The following is a 19,374-nucleotide window of genomic DNA, read 5'->3' as shown; positions in this document are numbered from 1 at the left end:
CCGGCTGTGGGCACAATTGGTTTGGCTGTTGGACAGGGCGCAATGGATGGGGAGGCAGGAGCGACGGTGGCGGAACGTAGCACGGCTGCCGTCGACGTGGCCGGCAACAGCGGCGATGAGCCGCTGACCGCCAAGGCGGACAAGGCCACGACCGACGGGTTGGCGGAAGCCCAGGACACGGCGGAGCAGACGACCGCCGACACGGGCAGTGAGCAGCGGGACACCGAGCCGGGCAGCACGGCTCCCGAACTCCACAGCGGCCACAGACTCGCCAGACGCTACCGCCTGGAGGAGTGCGTCACCCGTCTGGACGGTTTCAGCAGTTGGCGTGCGGTCGACGAGAAACTGCGCCGTGCCGTCGGGGTACACCTCCTGCCCGCCGACCATCCGCGAGCCCGTTCCGTGCTGGCGGCCGCGCGGTCCGCCGCCCTGCTCGGCGATCCCCGCTTCGTCCAGGTCCTGGACGCCGTCGAGGAGGGCGACCTCGTCTACGTCGTCCACGAATGGCTGCCGGATGCCGTCGAACTCACCACGCTGCTCGCCGCGGGCCCCCTGGAGGCCCATGAGGCGTACCAGCTCGTCAGCCAGGTCTCCCAGGCCATGGCCGCCGCGCACCGCGAGGGCCTGGCCCATCTGCGGCTGACACCCGGCGCCGTGCTGCGGACCTCCACCGGCCAGTACCGGATCCGCGGCCTCGCCGTGAACGCCGCGCTGCGCGGCATCCGCGCCGACCGCCCCCAGCGCACCGACACCGAGGCGATCGGTGCGCTCCTGTACGCCGCGCTCACCCAGCGCTGGCCCTACGAGAGCGATGCCCACGGCCTCTCCGGCCTCCCCAAGGGTGTCGGGCTGATCGCCCCCGACCAGGTACGCGCCGGTATCCACCGCGGTCTCTCGGAACTCGCCATGCGGGCCCTGGTCAACGACGGCGCCACGGCGTCCCGGCAGGACCCCCCGTGCACCACACCGGACGAGCTGTCCGCGGCGGTCGCGGAGATGCCGCGTATCCGGCCGCCGGAGCCCACGTTCACCGCCCCGCCGGAGTATCAGCGCACCACCTACCAGCAGGGCACCTACGGGCGGACCCAGCCGGGCATCGGCGTGACGGCCCCCGCACCGGTGCCCCCTCCGCCGCCCCCACTCCAGAGCCCTACCGGCAAGGCCCTCAAGTGGACCGTCGCCGCGCTCCTCATCGCCGCCCTGGGGCTGGGGAGCTGGCAGGTCGCCGACCGTCTCCTCGATGACCGCGGCACACCGGAGACGACTCCCACGCAGACCACCACCGATGACAGCGACAACGCCGTGAAACCCGCCAAACCCCTCAAAATCGACGGGGCGACGGAGTTCATGCCCGAGGGATCAGGGATAAGGCCGGAACTGGCGGCGAAAGCCACCGACGGCGACAGCGGCACGGCCTGGATCACCAAGCAGTACTGGAACTACCCCAATTTCGGCAACCTCCTTGATCAGGGCAGCGGAATCGTCGTCGACCTCGGCAGTGTGAAGGACGTGTCCGGTCTCGACATCCGTATGTACCGGTCCGGTCAGAAGGCCGAAGTGCTGGCCGCCGGCGCGGACGCCTCGGATCCGACCTCGCTCGCGGACTTCTCGCAGCGGCTCACCAAGCTGGAGACGGTGGGTTCCACTCTGAAGACCACCCTCGACAAGCCTGTGCGGACCCGGTACGTATTGATCCACATCACCGAGCTGCCGCAGGACGGATCCGCCACCCGCTTCCGCGGGGGCATCTCGGAGATCCAGATCACCGGCTGACCGGAAACAGGGGAGGGGCCCACCGTTGGACGACGCCGCACTGGGCGACTCGAGCGACCAGGACCTGCTGAGCGCTCATGTAGCGGGCCATCCTCGGGCCTTCGGCGAGCTGGTACGGCGCCACCGTGACCGGCTCTGGGCCGTCGCGCTGCGTACGCTCGGGGACCGCGAGGAGGCTGCCGACGCCGTGCAGGACGCCCTGGTGTCCGCCTTCCGGGCCGCCCACACCTTCCGCGGGCAGTCCGCCGTCACCACCTGGCTGCACCGCATCACCGTCAATGCCTGCCTCGACCGGGCGCGCAAGGCCGCCTCCCGCAGGACCTCCCCCGTGGACGACACCGAACGGCTGGAGCAGCTCCTCGAACCCCACGAGTCGGCCGAGGCGCCCGCCGAGCGGCAGGATCTGCACCGGGAGCTGCTGGCGGCTCTCGCCACGCTCCCCGTCGACCAGCGGGCCGCCCTGATCCTCGTCGACATGCAGGGCTACCCCGTGGCGGAGGCCGCCGCCGTGCTGGGTGTGCCCGTCGGCACGGTGAAGAGCCGGTGCGCACGCGGCCGGGCCAGACTTCTCCCCCTGCTCACTCATCTGCGCGGGGACACCAGGGATAACAGCGGTGCCGAGCGGGGAAGGAACCGGACGCCGCGGGCATCCGTCCCACCGGCATCGGGACCCAAGGATTCAGGATCGAGCGATCCTGCTGGAGTGAAGGGCGGAGGTGGGCGCACGTGACATCTACGACCGATACCGCTCAGCACCCGGATGTCTCGGAGATCTCCGACCTCGCCGAGGGACTGCTGTCCCCGGCCCGCAGCACCGATCTGCGGCAGCACCTCGACGGCTGCGAGCTCTGTGCCGATGTCCATGACTCCCTTGAGGAGATCAGAGGCCTGCTGGGCACCCTGCCGGGGCCGCCCCGGATGCCCGCCGATGTCGCGGGGCGTATCGACGCCGCGCTCGCCGCGGAAGCTCTCCTCGACGCGACCGCACCCGGTGATGCCTCGACTCCGGAGGAGTCCACAGCCGCCGCCGATGTTTCACGTGAAACATCATTCGCGCCGGAACCGTCGTCCCCGGCGGCCACACCGGCCGTCGCGGCGGGGACCGTACGGACCGACCGCCCCGCCGGCCGCCCGAAGGCCGCGACCGGGCCCGGTCGCGGCGGGTCGTCGCGCTGGCGGCGTCACCGTACCACTGTCCTGGGTGCCGCCTTCGGAGCGGCCTTCGTGGGAATCGGCGCGCTGCTGCTTCCGTCGCTCCAAGCCTCGGACTCCGACGTGACCTCCAAGCAGGCCTCCGCTCCGGCCAACTCCGCCGCGGGTGACCACGAGCTGTTCTCCGAGACGCGTCTTCAGGACCGCGTGGACACCCTGCTGTCCGCCGGCGCGGGGGCCTCGGAGGAGAGCGGGACCACTCCGGGGCAGCCACGCTCCATGGAGGGTGGCGACCGGAGCACATCGAACTCCCCCCTGCTCACGCCCGCACCCGACGTTCCCGCCTGTATCCAGCGGGGCATCGGCAGCAGCCTCTCGGCACTGGCCGCGGAGCGGGGTACCTACCAGGGAAGCGACGCGTATCTCGTCGTCCTGCCGGACTCAGGAGACAGCACCCGGGTCCAGGCCTATGTGGTCGACGCGGCCTGTGTGACGAAGGCTCCCACGACCGACGGAACCGTTCTGCTGACGCACTCCTACCTCCGGCGCTGAAGCCCCTCGCGTCGAGCCGGGCGACCTCGGGAATGCGGGACCCGTAGGATCCGTTGGATGGGGTGAAAGTCGTTGATCCGGCCCCAGTAGTGCAGTCTGCAGAGACGAGGAAGAATCCCGTGAGCGACGTCCGTAATGTGATCATCATCGGCTCCGGGCCCGCCGGCTATACGGCCGCGCTGTACACCGCGCGCGCATCGCTGAAGCCGCTGGTCTTCGAGGGCGCCGTCACCGCCGGTGGCGCCTTGATGAACACCACCGACGTGGAGAACTTTCCCGGCTTCCGCGACGGCATCATGGGACCGGACCTGATGGACAACATGCGGGCCCAGGCTGAGCGCTTCGGTGCCGAACTGGTCCCGGACGATGTCGTCTCGGTCGACCTCACCGGCGACATCAAGACGGTCACCGACACCGCAGGCACCGTGCACCGGGCGAAGGCCGTGATCGTCACGACGGGCTCCCAGCACCGCAAGCTCGGCCTGCCCAACGAGGACGCGCTCTCCGGACGTGGCGTCTCGTGGTGTGCCACCTGTGACGGCTTCTTCTTCAAGGACCAGGACATCGCCGTGATCGGCGGCGGCGACACCGCGATGGAGGAAGCCACCTTCCTTTCGCGCTTCGCCAAGTCCGTCACGATCGTCCACCGTCGGGACACGCTGCGCGCCTCCAAGGCCATGCAGGACCGCGCCTTCGCCGACCCGAAGATCAAGTTCGCCTGGGAGAGCGAGGTCGCCGAGATCCACGGCGAGCAGAAGCTCTCCGGCCTGACGCTGCGCAACACGAAGACCGGCGAGACCTCGCCGCTCGCGGTGACCGGCCTGTTCATCGCGGTGGGCCATGACCCCCGGACCGAGCTGTTCAAGGGTCAGCTCGGTCTGGACGGGGAGGGCTACCTGACCGTGGCCGCTCCGTCGACACGGACGAACCTCGCGGGAGTTTTCGGCGCCGGCGATGTCGTGGACCACACCTACCGCCAGGCGATCACTGCCGCGGGCACCGGCTGCTCCGCCGCCCTCGACGCCGAGCGCTTCCTCGCCGCGCTGAGCGACAGCGAGAACGCCGAGCCGGAGAAGACCGCCACCGTCTGATCAGCCCCCCATCCACACCCCTCAACCCGTAAGGAGGCCGCCGTGGCCGGCGACCTGAAGCATGTGACCGACGATTCCTTCGACGAGGATGTCCTCAAGAGCGACAAGCCCGTTCTGGTGGACTTCTGGGCCGCCTGGTGCGGACCGTGCCGCCAGATCGCCCCGTCGCTGGAGGCCATCGCCGCCGAGCACGGCGACAAGATCGAGATCGTCAAGCTCAACATCGACGAGAACCCGGGCACCGCGGCCAAGTACGGAGTCATGTCCATCCCGACCCTGAACGTCTACCAGGGTGGAGAGGTCGTCAAGACCATCGTCGGCGCCAAGCCCAAGGCCGCCCTCGTCCGCGACCTCGACGAGTACATCGGCTGACGCAGCCACAGGCGTCGTCAGACGCACGATGTTTCACGTGAAACGGGTCCGCCCCCACTCGGGGACGGACCCGTTTCACGTTCTCATCCCAGGGCCCGCCTCAGAGCGGTCGTAGCACCGGCTCCTTCTTCACCGCGCCCAGAAGCCGGTCGAGCGCCAGCTCCACGTCTTCTTTCCAGGAGAGTGTGGTGCGCAGTTCCAGCCGCAGCCGGGGATACCGCGTGTGCGGGCGTACGGTCTTGAAGCCCACCGCGGTGAGATGGTCGGCAGGCAGCACACAGGCCGGCTCTTTCCAGCGGGTGTCACCGAACGCCTCGATGGCCTTGAAATCCCGCCGCAGCAGATCCTTGGCCACGGTCTGTGCCATCACCCGGCCCAGTCCCTGCCCCTGATAGCCGGGCATGATCCAGGCGGTCATCAACTGGACGGCGTCCGGGGAGACCGGACTGGTGGGGAAGGCCAGGGAGCGCGGCACATACGCGGGAGGCGCGTACAGGACGAAGCCGACCGGCAGATCATCGATGTAGACGATACGGCCGCAGGATCCCCACTCCAGGAGAACGGCCGAGATCCATGCTTCCTTCTCCGCACCCGACCGGCCCGCTGCTACCGCGGCTTCACCGCTGACCGGATCAAGTTCCCAGAAGACACACGTACGGCAGCGATGGGGGAGGTCCGAAACGTTGTCCAGCGTGAGCGGTACGAGCCGACGCCCCATGGAGGCTGTTCCTCACTTCTTTCCCCTGCCGCGCCACGGGCGGCCGTCAGCGCGGTCCGTTCCCGGAGCAGGCCCCCGACGAAGCCACCGAGCACGCCGAGTCCCAGTCCGGCCGACACCAGTTGGCCGCGGCTCACCGATCGCATGGCCCTCGCTCTCCTTCTGAGGTGGATCAGAGTGGATGCGCCCTACCAGAACGCATCGTATCCACCCAGAGATGCCCGGGACACCGCGGGAGCGCAAAGGGCGGGCCGTGTTCCCGTCAGCAGGGAACACGGCCCGCCCCAAGAGCGCGGTGGAGCCTCAGCTCTCCTCTTCGTCCCCTGCGTCCTCGGTGAGTCCCTGGTCCAGGACGCGCCCCTCACCGGGGGCGAGGGTGCCGAGGATCCGGTCCAGATCGTCTATCGAAGCGAACTCGACGACGATCTTCCCCTTCTTCTGTCCCAGGTCGACCTTCACCCGGGTCTCGAAGCGGTCGGAGAGCCGCGACGCCAGATCGGTCAGCGCCGGCGACAGCCGGGCCCCGGCCCTCGGCCCCTTGGACTTGGCGGTGCTCTGAGGACGGGACCCCATCAGGGTCACGATCTCCTCGACGGCCCGTACGGAGAGGCCCTCGGCCACGATGCGGTGCGCCAGCCGGTCCTGCTCCTCGGAGTCGTCCACCGACAGCAGCGCCCTGGCGTGCCCCGCGGACAGCACTCCCGCCGCGACCCTGCGCTGCACCGGAGGGGAGAGACGCAGCAGCCGCAGCGTGTTGGACACCTGCGGACGTGAGCGTCCGATCCGATCTGCGAGCTGGTCGTGTGTGCAGTTGAAGTCCTTGAGCAACTGGTCGTAGGCCATGGCCTCTTCCAGCGGGTTCAGCTGGGCCCGGTGCAGGTTCTCCAGCAGGGCGTCCAACAGCAGCTTGTCGTCGTCCGTGGCGCGGACGATCGCCGGGATGCGCTCCAAGCCGGCTTCCCGGCAGGCGCGCCAGCGCCGCTCACCCATGATGAGCTCGTAGCGCTCCGCCCCCACCTGCCGTACGACGACGGGCTGGAGGAGCCCCACTTCCTTGATGGAAGTGACCAGCTCGGCGAGTGCGTCCTCGTCGAACACCTCACGGGGCTGCCGAGGATTCGGCGTGATCGAGTCGATCGGCACTTCGGCGAAGTGGGCCCCCGCGACCGCGAGTGCGGGCGCCGCCTCCGGCTCCGGTGCAACAGCCTCCGACTCCGGGGAGACGGTGGCTGTCGGCAGCGAGGTCACCTTCGCGGCGGCCACGCCCCGATCCGCCGTCAGCACCGGGGCTGTGCCCGGAGAGGCGGTGGTCACCCCAGAGGTGGCCACCGACTGCTCCTGCGGAGCGGCAGGGATCAGTGCACCGAGCCCACGCCCCAATCCTCTACGTCGCTCGCTCACTGGATCCCCTCCGACATGCTCTGCTGGCTGTTCTGGATACTCACATGGGCCTGCTGGGCGTCATAGTGCACCCCCACCCCCCGCAGGGCGATTTCACGGGCGGCTTCGAGATACGAGAGGGATCCACTGGAACCCGGATCATAAGTCAGCACCGTCTGGCCATAGCTCGGTGCCTCCGAGATACGGACGGACCGGGGAATGCTGGTCCGCAGCACCTCTTTGCCGAAGTGGCTGCGGACCTCGTCCGCCACCTGCGAGGCAAGACGCGTCCGGCCGTCGTACATGGTGAGCAGGATCGTCGAGACATGCAGCGTCGGGTTGAGATGCCCCCGCACCAGATCGACGTTCCGCAGCAACTGGCCCAGCCCCTCCAGCGCGTAGTACTCGCACTGAATGGGGATCAGGACCTCTGCTCCCGCGACCATCGCATTGACGGTCAGCAGGCCGAGCGAGGGCGGGCAGTCGATGAGGATGTAATCCAGCGGCTGCTCATACGCTTCGATCGCCCGTTGCAGTCGGCTCTCCCGTGCCACCAGCGACACCAATTCGATCTCCGCACCGGCGAGATCGATGGTGGCCGGGGCACAGAAGAGACCTTCGACGTCCGGGACCGGCTGGACCACGTCGGAGAGCGGCCTGCTCTCCACCAGGACGTCATAGATCGAGGGAACTTCGGCATGATGGTCGATCCCCAGCGCCGTGGAGGCGTTGCCCTGCGGATCGAGGTCGACCACCAGTACCCGCGCACCGTGGAGCGCGAGCGACGCGGCAAGGTTGACCGTGGTGGTGGTCTTCCCCACGCCGCCCTTCTGGTTGGCGACGACGATGACGCGTGTCTGCTCGGGGCGGGGCAGACCCTCGCCGGCCCGGCCCAGTGCCTCCACCGCCAGTTGGGCAGCACGGCCGATGGGGGTGTCGTCCATCGGGGGCGGTGTTTCACGTGAAACATCCTCCCCCGGCGACTCGGTACGGGGACCGGGGACCGGATCGGCCATCGGTCCCGCGATGTTGGCGTTGGACCGCAAGGATTCACTCTCCTCGACTTCAGACTCGCAATGGACAGAGCCTGCCATGCTTTCGGGGTCGTGAACCAGCGAGGCCCGTGGATCTGTGGATGAATCCGCGTCTGTGGACAACCCCGCCCCCCGTACGAGGGGTTTTCGGCCGCGCGGTGTGGCGGACGCGCGGCCTCGGGTGATGATGCCCTGCAGCAGTGAGCGACGTTTCACGTGAAACACGATGCACGCGCCGCAGAGCTAGACCATCACGACACTCCGCAATGCTTAGGTATGGCAGCTTGTATGGACCATCACTGATAGCCAGTGAGGACTGTACGGCTCAACGGCGGCGGCGCGCACGGCCGGCCCTCGCGGCCTTGGCCCGCTTCGCCGCGAATCTCACGCCTCCGGGGCTCTCCCCGACCTCCACCCGCACCACCGTGGCGAGCGGATCGACGATGCCCTGCCCGACCTGAAGCACCGAGGCCTCCACCACGCCGAGCTTGCTCAGCGCCGCCCGGGCCCCGTTGATCTCTTCCTCCGCCGTGTCGCCCTTCAGGGCCAGCATCTCGCCGTAGGGACGCAGCAGCGGCACTCCCCAGCCCGCCAGCCGGTCCAGCGGCGCCACCGCCCGCGCCGTCACCACATGGACCGGCTGAAGCGTGCCGAGGACCTCCTCGGCCCGGCCGCGTACCACCGTCACATGGTCCAGGCCCAGCAGCTCGACCACTTCCTGGAGGAAGTTCGTCCGGCGCAGCAGCGGCTCCAGCAGCGTGATCTTCAGGTCCGGCCGGACCAGCGCCAGCGGGATCCCGGGAAGCCCCGCGCCCGAGCCGACGTCGCAGACCATCACCCCCTCGGGCACGACCTCGGAGAGCACCGCGCAGTTCAACATGTGCCGCTCCCACAGGCGCGGCACCTCGCGGGGACCGATCAGACCGCGCTTGACACCCGCGTCCGCCAGCAGCTCCGCGTAGCGGACAGCCTCCGGAAAGAACTCACCGAAAACAGTGCGCGCCTCGTCCGGTGCGGGGGGAAGCTCTGCTGCCTCCGTCACGGGAACCGTCCTTCCATACCGAACCACCGACCGGTGGCTGACTATCAGGCTGACAAAGATCGGCCCCGCCTGCGCGACAGGCGGGGCCGAAGACGTTGAACCGCTCAGGCAGGGAGCACCACGACGAAGCGCTCGGGCTCCTCGCCCTCGGACTCGCTGCGCAGACCCGCGGCGGCGACCGCGTCGTGCACGACCTTCCGCTCGAACGGCGTCATCGGGTTCAGCTTCACCGGCTCACCGGTGCTCTTCACCTCGTCCGCCGCCTTGGCGCCCAGCTCTGCCAGCTCGGTGCGCTTCCTGGCCCGGAAGCCCGCGATGTCCAGCATGAGCCGGCTGCGGTCCCCGGTCTCTCGGTGAACAGCGAGCCGTGTCAGCTCCTGAAGCGCCTCCAGGACCTCACCGTCCCGCCCGACCAGCTTCTGGAGATCCCCACCGGCCGCGTCACTGATGATCGAGACCGCGGCCCGGTCTGCCTCGACGTCCATGTCGATGTCGCCGTCGAGATCGGCGATGTCGAGCAGGCCCTCAAGGTAGTCGGCCGCGATCTCCCCTTCCTGCTCCAGGCGGGTCAGGGTGTCGCCCCCCTCGGGGGCGGCGGAGATGGTGCCTTCCGTCACGGATGGACTCCTTCTTACTTCTTGGACGGGTGCTTGGGCCGCTGCTGGCCCTTGCGCTGTCCCGACTTGGCCTTCTGGCGTGTGGCACCGGCGGCGGGCTTGCCCGACGGCTTGGACGTGGTGTCCTGCGGCTCGTCCTTCTTCTGCAACGAGGTCTTCGCCTGCGGGGCGGCCGGCTCGGAGTCACCCGATGCCGGCTTGTCCGCCCCGGCCGTCTGGGAGCCGGCGGCCTGCCGCTGTGCCTTGGTCTGGCGCTTGGGCTGCTGACGCTTGGCGGCCGCACTCGCCTCGGCCTTGGCAGCGGCGGTGTCGCTCTTGATCACCGTGCCGTCGGGCTGCGCCGCCAGACCCGACTTGGCCAGGCCCACGACGAACTTGCGCTCGTTGTCGTTGCGGTCCGGACCCTTGGCCACGATCGCCTGCACGACGGAACGCTTGCGGCGGGACCGCACCTCGCCACGCGCGGTGATGGCCTTCAGCAGACGCTGCAGGTACTGGTCCTGCGCCTTGCTGCCCGGGGTCGGGTTCTGGTTGATCACGTACATCTGCTGGCCCATGGTCCACACGTTGGTGGTCAGCCAGTAGACGAGCACACCGACCGGGAAGTTCACACCGGTGACGGCGAAGATCACGGGGAAGATGTACATCAGCATCTTCTGCTGCTGCATGTACGGCGTCTTGACCGTCAGGTCGACGTTCTTCGTCATGAGCTGGCGCTGCGTGTAGAACTGCGACGCCGACATCAGGATGATCATGATCGCGGTGACGATCCGCACATCGGTCAGCGAGGCGTTGAGCGACGCGACCTTCTCACTGCTGTCCAGGAACTTGGCGGCCAGCGGGGCGCCGAAGATGTGCGCCTGCCGCGCACTGTCCAGCAGCCCCTGGTCGATCACGCCGATGGTCTTGCCGCTCGCGATGCTGGAGAGCACGTGGTACAGCGCGAAGAAGAACGGGGACTGCGCCAGGATGGGAAGACACGAGGAGAGCGGGTTGGTGCCCGTCTCCTTGTACAGCTTCATCATCTCTTCGGACTGACGCTGTTTGTCGTTCTTGTAGCGCTCCTGGATCGCCTTCATCTTGGGCTGGAGCACCTGCATGTTCCGCGTCGACTTGATCTGCTTCACGAAGAGCGGAATCAGGCAGATACGGATCAGTACCACCAGGGACACGATGGACAGTCCCCAGGCCCAGCCCGTGTCGGGGCCGAACATCATCCCGTACAGCGAGTGGAACTGGACGATGACCCAGGAAACAGGTGTGGTGATAAAACTGAAGAAACTGGCAATCGTGTCCACTAATCAGGCTCCTTGAGCTTTGGGCGAGGTCTCTGCGGCCGGACTGGAGGCGTCGGGGGCCGATCCCCCGGAAGGCACGCCAGCGGCGGGCCGCCCGCCCTTACCGCCGCGCCACGCATTGCGCAGCAGTTCATGCCATCGAGGCCGTTTGCGCGGCGGGACATGGTCCACACCCCCCGGCGACCACGGGTTGCACCGCAGAATCCGCCAGGCGGTCAGAGCCGTGCCCTTCACCGCGCCATGCCGGTCGATGGCCGTATATCCGTAGTGCGAACACGACGGGTAGTACCGGCAGACAGGCCCGAGGAGCGGGCTGATCGTCCACTGGTACAGCTTGATCAGAGCCAGCAGCGGGTACTTCATCGCGCGCCCCCTCCCAGCAGCCGCCGGAGAGCGGCGTCCAGGTCTCGGGCCAGTAGTGCATGATCGGCGTCGCCCGACCCGGGCAGCGCCCGTACGACAACCAGGCTACCGGGGGGCAGCGCGGACAAGCGGTCGCGTATGAGATGGCGCAGGCGCCGCTTCACGCGGTTCCGTACGACCGCTCCGCCCACTGCTTTGCTTACGACGAAACCCGCACGTACCGGGGAGGCGCTCTCCCCAGGCGCGTGCGGGTCCGTTGCACCGCTGTTCAGATGGACGACAAGGAGCGGGCGTCCAGCCCGGCGTCCTCGCCGTACCGCGGTCGCGAAGTCCTCGCGCCGCCTCAGCCGATTCTCGGTAGGCAGCACGTCATGACCTGTTTGTCAGCGATCAGGCGGACAGACGGGCGCGACCCTTGCTGCGACGCGTCGCGAGAATCGCGCGGCCGGCACGGGTACGCATCCGCAGCCGGAACCCGTGGGTCTTGGCGCGACGGCGGTTGTTCGGCTGGAAGGTGCGCTTGCTCACTCGAGGCTCCAGAAAATGATGTGTGGACGACGGGACATCGCCTGGCTGTCACCGTGCGCCCACGAGAAGCTTGAGAAGCTCGCGATCACGCCCGAGTGCACCGCTTCACAACCACAGATCGTGATCTTTGCCCATCGGAGGCAGGCGGCAGCAGCCATCGACAACTCGACCTGGTCACGGTACGCGCGGCTACGCCATCCGGTCAAACCAGCTCCGTGCCGGTCCCCATTGTGCACAGGCTGTGGACAACAACTTGAACCGCGCGGGTCAGCCTGACTACCTTGGCGGAGGCCGCCCCTGTATGCCGGTCGGTCTTCACCCCGGCTTTCCCTGACCGCCGGCCTTCCCACCCCGTCCCGGGAAGCACACATCCGTGGGACCAGCGAGAGAGCGTGCCTTGTGGCTGATGTACCTGCCGATCTTGCCGCAGTGTGGCCACGAGTGCTGGAGCAACTCCTCAGGGAGGGCCAGCAGGGCGTGGAGCCCAAGGACAAGCAGTGGATCGAACGCTGCCAGCCGCTGGCCCTGGTCGCCGACACCGCGCTGCTCGCCGTCCCCAATGAATGGGGCAAGCGCGTCCTCGAAGGACGTCTCGCCCCCCTCATCAGCGAGACCCTGAGCCACGAGTGCGGCCGGCCCATCCGGATCGCCATCACCGTCGACGACTCGGCCGGCGAGCCCACCCCGCCGGCCCCGCCCGTGCCCCAGCAGCACCGCTACCAGGGCCCGCTCCACGACGAACCGCGGCAGGACGACGCGTACGACGGCTACGGACACCGCCCCTCCGACGACGGCATGCCGTCCGTACGCCCCGCCTACCCGGACTACCAGCAGCAGCGCCCCGACCCCGGTGCCTGGCCACGCACCCAGGAGGACCTGTCCTGGCAGCACCGCCCCGGCGGCTACCAGGAACGGGACCCGTACGCCACCACCCGGCCGCCGCAGCACGACTACCGGGGGCCGCAGGGCCCCGACCGGTCTCCGTACGAGCGCCCCGCCAACCAACACGACCGGCACGACCAGCACGACCTCCAGGAGCCGCCGGCGCCCCGGCACGGCGGCGGGCAGAGCGTCGGCCGCGCGCGCGGCGGGGCACCGGGCCCGCTGGGCGCCCAGCCCGCCCCTGCGCCGGGCCCCGGTGAGCCGCAGGCCCGGCTCAACCCGAAGTACCTCTTCGACACCTTCGTCATCGGCGCGTCCAACCGTTTCGCGCACGCGGCGGCGGTCGCCGTCGCCGAGGCACCGGCCAAGGCGTACAACCCGCTCTTCATCTACGGCGAGTCCGGGCTCGGCAAGACCCACCTGCTCCACGCCATCGGGCACTACGCGCGCAGCCTCTACCCCGGTACGCGGGTGCGGTACGTCAGCTCCGAGGAGTTCACCAACGAGTTCATCAACTCGATCCGGGACGGCAAGGGCGACACCTTCCGCAAGCGCTACCGCGATGTCGACATCCTCCTCGTCGACGACATCCAGTTCCTGGCGTCCAAGGAGTCGACGCAGGAGGAGTTCTTCCACACCTTCAACACGCTCCACAACGCCAACAAACAGATCGTGCTCTCCTCGGACCGGCCGCCCAAGCAGCTGATCACCCTGGAGGACCGGCTGCGCAACCGCTTCGAGTGGGGACTGACCACGGACGTCCAGCCGCCCGAGCTGGAGACCCGTATCGCGATCCTCCGCAAGAAGGCGGTCCAGGAGCAGCTCAACGCGCCGCCGGAGGTGCTGGAGTTCATCGCCTCGCGGATCTCGCGCAACATCCGCGAGCTGGAGGGCGCCCTCATCCGGGTCACGGCGTTCGCCTCGCTCAACCGGCAGCCGGTGGACCTCGGGCTCACCGAGATCGTGCTGAAGGACCTCATCCCCGGGAGCGAGGACGCGGCCCCGGAGATCACCGCGGGCAACATCATGGCGGCGACCGCCGACTACTTCGGGCTGACCGTGGACGACCTCTGCGGCTCCTCGCGGAGCCGGGTGCTCGTGACGGCGCGCCAGATCGCGATGTACCTCTGCCGGGAGCTGACCGATCTCTCGCTGCCGAAGATCGGCGCGCAGTTCGGCGGGCGCGACCACACGACGGTCATGCACGCGGACCGGAAGATCCGTGCGCTGATGGCCGAGCGCCGCTCCATCTACAACCAGGTGACCGAACTCACCAACCGCATCAAGAACGGCTGACAGCGCTCACGAGGGCGCCCGGGGATCCCGTCCGCAACGGTTCCCCGGGCGCCTTTTCGCGCTCCCGGACGTCATGAGGAGCCGCTCTGGACGTCACGAGGAGCCGTCCTGGAGAGCCCGTGAGACCGCCCCCGGAGGCCCGCGGCGCCCTTCCCGAGGCGCGTGACGCCCTCCGCGGCGTGTCGCCGGCCGCCCTCGCTGTTCGAATCCGCGGCGGCGCGGGCGTCTTCTCCACAGATTCGGGCAGAATCTTCCGTCCACAGCCTGGGGACCCAGGAGTTGTCCCGATCGTATCCACAGGGGAACCGGCCGACCAGGCATCGCTCCAGGTCAGAAGGGTGTGGAATTGTGGTTGACGCCGCTCCACAGGCTGTGGACGGAAATTTCGTCCACAGGGCGTCCCGGATCTTGTCCACCGGCGGCCCACAGGCGGGCCGCCGTCGCCCACAGCTTCTCCACAGCCCTGTCCACTGTTCGGCAACGAAACACCCGGGATCGCTGAGTTGAGTGAAAGGCGTCACACCAAGGAGGTCGGTTGGGCTGTGGGGAACGTGGGTAAAGCTGGGGACGCGGCTGGGGAGAAGTCACGGTGTCCTGTGCATGGGGTGTGCAGAACTTTCCGCCATCCACAGAAGAGCCGAGTTCTCCACGGTCCCGCCCACAAGCCCGGTGGATAAAAAAACGGGCTTGACCTGCGCATACGGCGTTATCCACGGTTTCCACAGGGCCTACTACTACTACCCCTGAGAGTTAGCCAGGAGTCCGTTTCGAAGCAGGGCCTGTGCACAACTTCGCGGTCGGCCGTCCGGAGCGTCTCGCCCCGACTTGACCCGCGACAGCACCGACTGTCGGTGCCGTACGTCAGACTGGTCCCCGGCGTCACAGCCGACGACGAAGGCCAGCAGGGCGAGCCAGCAACAGCAGGAGGCGGTTCCGGTGAAGATCCGGGTGGAGCGCGATGTACTCGCGGAGGCGGTGGCCTGGGTGGCCCGTAGCCTTCCGGCCCGTCCGCCGGCACCGGTGCTCGCGGGCCTTCTGCTGAAGGCCGAGGACGGGGCTCTCAGCTTCTCCAGCTTCGACTACGAGGTGTCGGCGCGAGTCTCGGTGGACGCGGAGGTGGAGGAGGACGGCACCGTCCTCGTCTCCGGCCGGCTGCTCGCCGACATCTGCCGCGCCCTCCCCAACCGTCCGGTGGAGATCTCCACAGACGGTGTACGGGCGACCGTCGTCTGCGGCTCCTCGCGGTTCACGCTCCACACACTCCCTGTGGAGGAGTACCCGGCGCTGCCGCAGATGCCGACGGCCACCGGCACCGTCCCCGGTGAGGTCTTCGCCTCCGCCGCCTCCCAGGTCGCCATCGCCGCGGGCCGCGACGACACGCTGCCCGTGCTCACCGGCGTCCGGATCGAGATCGAGGGCGACACGGTCACCCTGGCCTCGACCGACCGCTACCGCTTCGCGGTCCGTGAGTTCCTGTGGAAGCCCGAGGCGCCGGACATCTCCGCGGTCGCCCTGGTGCCCGCCAAGACACTGCTGGACACCGCCAAGGCGCTCACGAACGGCGACACGGTCACGCTGGCGCTCTCCGGCTCCGGCGCGGGCGAGGGCCTGATCGGTTTCGAGGGCGCGGGACGGCGTACGACGACCCGGCTGCTCGAAGGCGACCTGCCGAAGTACCGCACGCTCTTCCCGACCGAGTTCAACTCGGTCGCAGTGATCGAGACCGCCCCGTTCGTCGAGGCCGTCAAGCGTGTGGCCCTGGTCGCCGAGCGGAACACGCCCGTACGGCTCAGCTTCGAGCAGGGCGTGCTCATCCTGGAGGCAGGGTCCAGCGACGACGCACAGGCTGTGGAGCGCGTCGACGCGCAGCTGGAGGGCGACGACATCTCGATCGCCTTCAACCCGACGTTCCTGCTGGACGGTCTGAGCGCGATCGACTCCCCGGTGGCCCAGCTCTCCTTCACCACGTCCACGAAGCCGGCGCTGCTCAGCGGCCGACCGGCCGTCGACGCGGAGGCGGACGAGGCGTACAAGTACCTGATCATGCCGGTACGCCTGAGCGGCTGACCCCACAGGTGAGTGCTCGGGTCCGGGCGTAGGCTCGGACCCGGGTACGAATCGCCTCAACGCTTAAGGAACGCCTGATGGAGCTCGGTCTTGTGGGTCTCGGCAAGATGGGCGGCAACATGCGCGAGCGCATCCGCCGCGCCGGCCACACCGTCATCGGATACGACCGCAATCCGGACCTCGCGGACGTCCACAGCCTGAACGAACTGGTGGACAAGCTCAAGGGCCCCCGCGTCGTGTGGGTGATGGTCCCCGCGGGCGGCGCGACCCAGGCGACCATCGACGAGCTGGCCGAGCTGCTGTCCCCCGGGGATGTCGTGGTGGACGGCGGGAACTCCCGCTGGACCGACGACGAGAAGCACGCGGTCGAGCTGGGCATCAAGGGCATCGGCTTCCTCGACTGCGGTGTCTCCGGCGGCGTCTGGGGCCTCGACAACGGGTACGCGCTGATGTACGGCGGCGACGCGGAGCATGTGGCGAAGGTCGAGCCGATCTTCGACGCGCTCAAGCCCGAGGGGAACTTCGGCTCCGTCCACGCCGGCAAGGTCGGCGCGGGCCACTTCGCCAAGATGGTCCACAACGGCATCGAGTACGCCATGATGCAGGCGTACGCCGAGGGCTGGGAGCTGCTGGAGAAGGTCGACTCCGTCACCGATGTCCGCGAGGTCTTCCGCTCCTGGCAGGAGGGCACGGTCATCCGCTCCTGGCTGCTGGACCTGGCGGTCAACGCGCTGGACCAGGACGAGCATCTGGACCAGCTGCGGGGGTACGCGGAGGACTCGGGCGAGGGCCGGTGGACGGTCGAGGCGGCCATCAACCACTCGGTGCCGCTGCCCGCGATCACCGCGTCCCTGTTCGCGCGGTTCGCGTCGCGCCAGGAGGACTCGCCGCAGATGAAGATGGTCGCGGCGCTGCGCAACCAGTTCGGCGGCCATGCCGTCGAGTCGGCCGACGACAAGTAGTGACACCGGGGGAGGTCCGCGCACAGCCATGCACGTGACGCATCTGTCGCTGGCCGATTTCCGGTCGTACGCCCGGGTCGAGGTGCCCCTTGACCCGGGCGTCACCGCGTTCGTGGGGGCGAACGGGCAGGGCAAGACGAATCTGGTCGAGGCGGTCGGCTATCTGGCGACGCTCGGCAGCCACCGGGTCTCGTCGGACGCGCCGCTGGTCCGGATGGGTGCCGAGCGCGCGGTGATCCGGGCGGCGGTCACGCAGGGCGCGCGCTCGCAACTCGTGGAGCTGGAGCTGAACCCCGGGCGGGCCAATCGGGCCCGTATCAACCGGTCGTCGCAGGTCAAGCCGCGTGATGTGGTCGGGATCGTACGGACGGTGCTGTTCGCTCCGGAGGATCTGGCGCTGGTGAAGGGCGATCCGGGCGAGCGCCGCCGGTTCCTGGACGAGCTGATCACCGCGCGCTCGCCGCGGATGGCGGGGGTGCGGTCGGACTACGACCGGGTGCTCCGTCAGCGGAACACGCTCCTGAAGTCCGCGGCGATGGCCCGGCGGCACGGCGGGCGTGGCATGGACCTGTCCACGCTGGACGTGTGGGACCAGCATCTGGCGCGCGCCGGGGCGGAACTGCTGGCACAGCGGGTCGATCTGATCGGGACGCTGCAGCCGCTGGCGGACAAGGCGTACGAGCAGCTGGCGCCGGGCGGCGGTCCGGTGGCGCTGGAGTACCGTTCCTCCGCCGGTGGCCCGGACGGTGACGAGGCCGGCGGTGCGCCGGGCGGCGGTGGTCCGGGCGAGCCGGGCGCCGGGTCCTCGCGCGACGAGCTGTACGCGCATCTGCTGGCGGCGCTGGCCGGGGTGCGCAAGCAGGAGATCGAGCGGGGCGTGACGCTGGTCGGGCCGCACCGGGACGATCTGGTGCTGAAGCTGGGCCGGCTCCCGGCGAAGGGGTACGCGAGCCACGGCGAGTCCTGGTCGTACGCCCTGGCGCTGCGGCTGGCCTCGTACGACCTGCTGCGGGCCGAGGGGAACGAGCCGGTGCTGGTGCTGGACGACGTCTTCGCCGAGCTGGACGCGCGGCGCCGGGAGCGGCTGGCGGAGCTGGTGGCTCCGGGGGAGCAGGTACTGGTGACGGCCGCGGTGGACGACGATGTGCCGGGTGTGCTGGCCGGGGCGCGGTTCGCGGTGGCCGAGGGCGCGGTGGAGCGCGTATGAGTCTGCCGGGAATGCCGGGGATCCCGGGAACACCGGGGTCCGAGGGCCGGTCCGGAGCCGGTCCGTCGGCGTCTGCGTCTGTGTCGGCGTCGGTGCCGGAGGCGTCCGGGGTGGATCTGGCGAGGGTCGCGCTGCGGGCGGCGAAGGAGCAGGCCCGCGCCCGGGGCAACGCCGTACAGCAGCGGAAACAGGCCAGGCGGGGCGGCGGGCTGCGGTCGGGGGCCCGGGCCGACGGGCGCGATCCGCTGCCGCTGGGCGCGGCGATCAACCGGCTGATCACGGAGCGGGGCTGGGAGACGCCGGCCGCCGTGGGCGGGGTGATGGGCCGCTGGCCGCAGATCGTCGGAGAGGACCTGGCGAAGCACTGTGTGCCGCAGCGGTACGACGACGCGGAGGACGCGCGGGTGCTGACCGTGCAGTGCGACTCGACGGTGTGGGCGACGCAGCTGCGGCTGCTGGCGCCGCGCCTGGTGGCCCGGCTGAACGAGGATCTGGGGCACGGCACGGTGCGGATGATCAAGGTGCTGGGGCCGGGCGGCCCGGCCCAGCGGTACGGACCGCTCCGGGCACCGGGCAGCTCGGGCCCCGGGGACACGTACGGCTGAGCCCGGGCCCGAGCCCGCGCGGCTGAGCCCGGGCCACGGGCGCGTGAGGCTGCGCCTGGGCCGCGCGGCTGAGCCCGGGGCGCGTGTGCGTGCGCTTGGGCGCTTGGATCCGTTGCCGCTGATGCCTCGGGCCGGTGGCCGCGTGAGCCTGGGTCCGGGCCCCGGGGCGGGGTGCCTGGGCCCGTTGCCGTTGACGGCCCCGTGCCGGTGGCCGCGTATGCCCGGGGCCGTTGCCGCTGATATTCCGGGTCGGCGGCCGCGTACACGAGGGCCTGCTGCCGCAGCCACCCGGGTATGTGCCCGCGTATGCGCGAGCCCGGTCCTGAGGGCATCCGGGCAGCTGCCCGCGTAGGACCGGCCTCGTTGCCGCGGTCACCCCGTATGCGCCCACGTGCGTCCGGGCCCGGTCCCGCGGCGGCCCGGGCAGGTACCTGT

The 19,374-nt window shown here is 69.4% G+C and carries 19 protein-coding genes; 10 read left to right on the top strand and 9 right to left on the bottom strand.

All coding sequences use genetic code 11. From position 1 onward, the window contains the following. Positions 1-66 precede the first annotated feature (66 nt). From ACFTZC_RS16990 to trxA, 5 genes are all read left to right on the top strand, one after another. A complete protein-coding gene (locus ACFTZC_RS16990) occupies positions 67-1,773 on the top strand; it encodes a protein kinase family protein (RefSeq protein ID WP_382890328.1) in 1,707 nt (568 codons plus the stop codon). Between the two features lie 25 nt (positions 1,774-1,798). Beyond that, a complete protein-coding gene (gene sigM / locus ACFTZC_RS16985; RefSeq protein WP_382890326.1) occupies positions 1,799-2,503 on the top strand; it encodes an RNA polymerase sigma factor SigM in 705 nt (234 codons plus the stop codon). Next, the gene (locus tag ACFTZC_RS16980; RefSeq protein ID WP_382890324.1) at positions 2,500-3,477 is read left to right on the top strand and encodes a hypothetical protein; all 978 of its coding nucleotides are present in this window, start codon (positions 2,500-2,502) and stop codon (positions 3,475-3,477) included. Before sigM ends, ACFTZC_RS16980 begins: the two co-directional genes overlap by 4 nt. Positions 3,478-3,596: 119 nt before the next feature. Next, positions 3,597-4,568: a thioredoxin-disulfide reductase gene (gene trxB, locus ACFTZC_RS16975; protein ID WP_382890322.1), complete on the top strand. Its 972-nt coding sequence runs from the start codon at positions 3,597-3,599 to the stop codon at positions 4,566-4,568. Positions 4,569-4,610: 42 nt separating this feature from the next. After that, a complete protein-coding gene (trxA, locus tag ACFTZC_RS16970) occupies positions 4,611-4,940 on the top strand; it encodes a thioredoxin (protein ID WP_382890320.1) in 330 nt (109 codons plus the stop codon). A gap of 100 nt (positions 4,941-5,040) precedes the next feature. Here the strand turns inward: trxA and ACFTZC_RS16965 are convergent, their stop codons facing one another. The 9 genes from ACFTZC_RS16965 to rpmH form a co-directional block, all read right to left on the bottom strand. After that, positions 5,041-5,658: a GNAT family N-acetyltransferase gene (locus ACFTZC_RS16965; RefSeq protein WP_382890318.1), complete on the bottom strand. Its 618-nt coding sequence runs from the start codon at positions 5,656-5,658 to the stop codon at positions 5,041-5,043. A gap of 303 nt (positions 5,659-5,961) precedes the next feature. Beyond that, positions 5,962-7,059 (bottom strand): ParB/RepB/Spo0J family partition protein, encoded by a 1,098-nt coding sequence (locus ACFTZC_RS16960; protein WP_382890316.1) that lies wholly within the window; start codon positions 7,057-7,059, stop codon positions 5,962-5,964. Further along, complete coding sequence (locus tag ACFTZC_RS16955; protein ID WP_382890314.1) at positions 7,056-8,132, bottom strand: ParA family protein; 1,077 nt, start codon at positions 8,130-8,132, stop codon at positions 7,056-7,058. Before ACFTZC_RS16955 ends, ACFTZC_RS16960 begins: the two co-directional genes overlap by 4 nt. Positions 8,133-8,397: 265 nt before the next feature. Further along, on the bottom strand, positions 8,398-9,114 hold the full coding sequence (gene rsmG / locus ACFTZC_RS16950) for a 16S rRNA (guanine(527)-N(7))-methyltransferase RsmG (RefSeq protein WP_382890312.1): 717 nt from the start codon (positions 9,112-9,114) through the stop codon (positions 8,398-8,400). A gap of 104 nt (positions 9,115-9,218) precedes the next feature. Beyond that, a complete protein-coding gene (locus ACFTZC_RS16945; RefSeq protein WP_382890311.1) occupies positions 9,219-9,731 on the bottom strand; it encodes a protein jag in 513 nt (170 codons plus the stop codon). A 14-nt stretch (positions 9,732-9,745) separates the two neighbouring features. Further along, positions 9,746-11,029 (bottom strand): membrane protein insertase YidC, encoded by a 1,284-nt coding sequence (yidC, locus tag ACFTZC_RS16940; protein ID WP_382890309.1) that lies wholly within the window; start codon positions 11,027-11,029, stop codon positions 9,746-9,748. A gap of 3 nt (positions 11,030-11,032) precedes the next feature. Next, positions 11,033-11,392: a membrane protein insertion efficiency factor YidD gene (yidD, locus tag ACFTZC_RS16935; protein ID WP_382890307.1), complete on the bottom strand. Its 360-nt coding sequence runs from the start codon at positions 11,390-11,392 to the stop codon at positions 11,033-11,035. Beyond that, positions 11,389-11,760, bottom strand: coding sequence for a ribonuclease P protein component (gene rnpA, locus ACFTZC_RS16930; protein WP_382890305.1), 372 nt, complete (start codon positions 11,758-11,760; stop codon positions 11,389-11,391). Before rnpA ends, yidD begins: the two co-directional genes overlap by 4 nt. Positions 11,761-11,782: 22 nt before the next feature. Beyond that, positions 11,783-11,920, bottom strand: coding sequence for a 50S ribosomal protein L34 (gene rpmH / locus ACFTZC_RS16925; protein WP_003975051.1), 138 nt, complete (start codon positions 11,918-11,920; stop codon positions 11,783-11,785). Positions 11,921-12,319: 399 nt separating this feature from the next. On the opposite strand from rpmH, the gene dnaA reads away from it, so the two are divergent. The 5 genes from dnaA to ACFTZC_RS16900 all read left to right on the top strand — a co-directional run bounded on the left by dnaA (position 12,320) and on the right by ACFTZC_RS16900 (position 18,939). Beyond that, positions 12,320-14,098, top strand: a complete 1,779-nt coding sequence (gene dnaA / locus ACFTZC_RS16920) for a chromosomal replication initiator protein DnaA (RefSeq protein WP_382890303.1) — start codon at positions 12,320-12,322, stop codon at positions 14,096-14,098. 936 nt (positions 14,099-15,034) lie between these two features. Continuing rightward, positions 15,035-16,165 (top strand): DNA polymerase III subunit beta, encoded by a 1,131-nt coding sequence (gene dnaN / locus ACFTZC_RS16915; protein ID WP_365807550.1) that lies wholly within the window; start codon positions 15,035-15,037, stop codon positions 16,163-16,165. 77 nt (positions 16,166-16,242) lie between these two features. Then, the gene (gnd, locus tag ACFTZC_RS16910; protein WP_382890301.1) at positions 16,243-17,127 is read left to right on the top strand and encodes a phosphogluconate dehydrogenase (NAD(+)-dependent, decarboxylating); all 885 of its coding nucleotides are present in this window, start codon (positions 16,243-16,245) and stop codon (positions 17,125-17,127) included. Positions 17,128-17,155: 28 nt separating this feature from the next. Further along, complete coding sequence (recF, locus tag ACFTZC_RS16905; protein WP_382890299.1) at positions 17,156-18,334, top strand: DNA replication/repair protein RecF; 1,179 nt, start codon at positions 17,156-17,158, stop codon at positions 18,332-18,334. Continuing rightward, entirely contained in the window at positions 18,331-18,939 is a 609-nt protein-coding gene (locus ACFTZC_RS16900; RefSeq protein WP_382890297.1) for a DUF721 domain-containing protein, read from the top strand. The genes recF and ACFTZC_RS16900 overlap by 4 nt, the downstream gene beginning before the upstream one ends. Positions 18,940-19,374: the final 435 nt, after the last annotated feature.

Origin of the sequence: Streptomyces sp. NPDC056987 (assembly GCF_042673865.1) — a bacterium.
Classification (GTDB): Bacteria; Actinomycetota; Actinomycetes; order Streptomycetales; family Streptomycetaceae; genus Streptomyces.
This window is presented reverse-complemented; position numbering and strand designations above follow the sequence as displayed.

Excerpts from the sequence above, each read along its gene's own strand:
- ACFTZC_RS16965 (WP_382890318.1), bottom strand. The coding sequence starts at position 5,658 with ATGGGGCGTCGGCTCGTACCGCTCACGCTGGACAACGTTTCGGACCTC.
- ACFTZC_RS16955 (WP_382890314.1), bottom strand. The coding sequence starts at position 8,132 with ATGGCAGGCTCTGTCCATTGCGAGTCTGAAGTCGAGGAGAGTGAATCC.
- yidD (WP_382890307.1), bottom strand. The coding sequence starts at position 11,392 with ATGAAGTACCCGCTGCTGGCTCTGATCAAGCTGTACCAGTGGACGATC.
- gnd (WP_382890301.1), top strand. The coding sequence starts at position 16,243 with ATGGAGCTCGGTCTTGTGGGTCTCGGCAAGATGGGCGGCAACATGCGC.
- recF (WP_382890299.1), top strand. The coding sequence starts at position 17,156 with ATGCACGTGACGCATCTGTCGCTGGCCGATTTCCGGTCGTACGCCCGG.
- ACFTZC_RS16900 (WP_382890297.1), top strand. The coding sequence starts at position 18,331 with ATGAGTCTGCCGGGAATGCCGGGGATCCCGGGAACACCGGGGTCCGAG.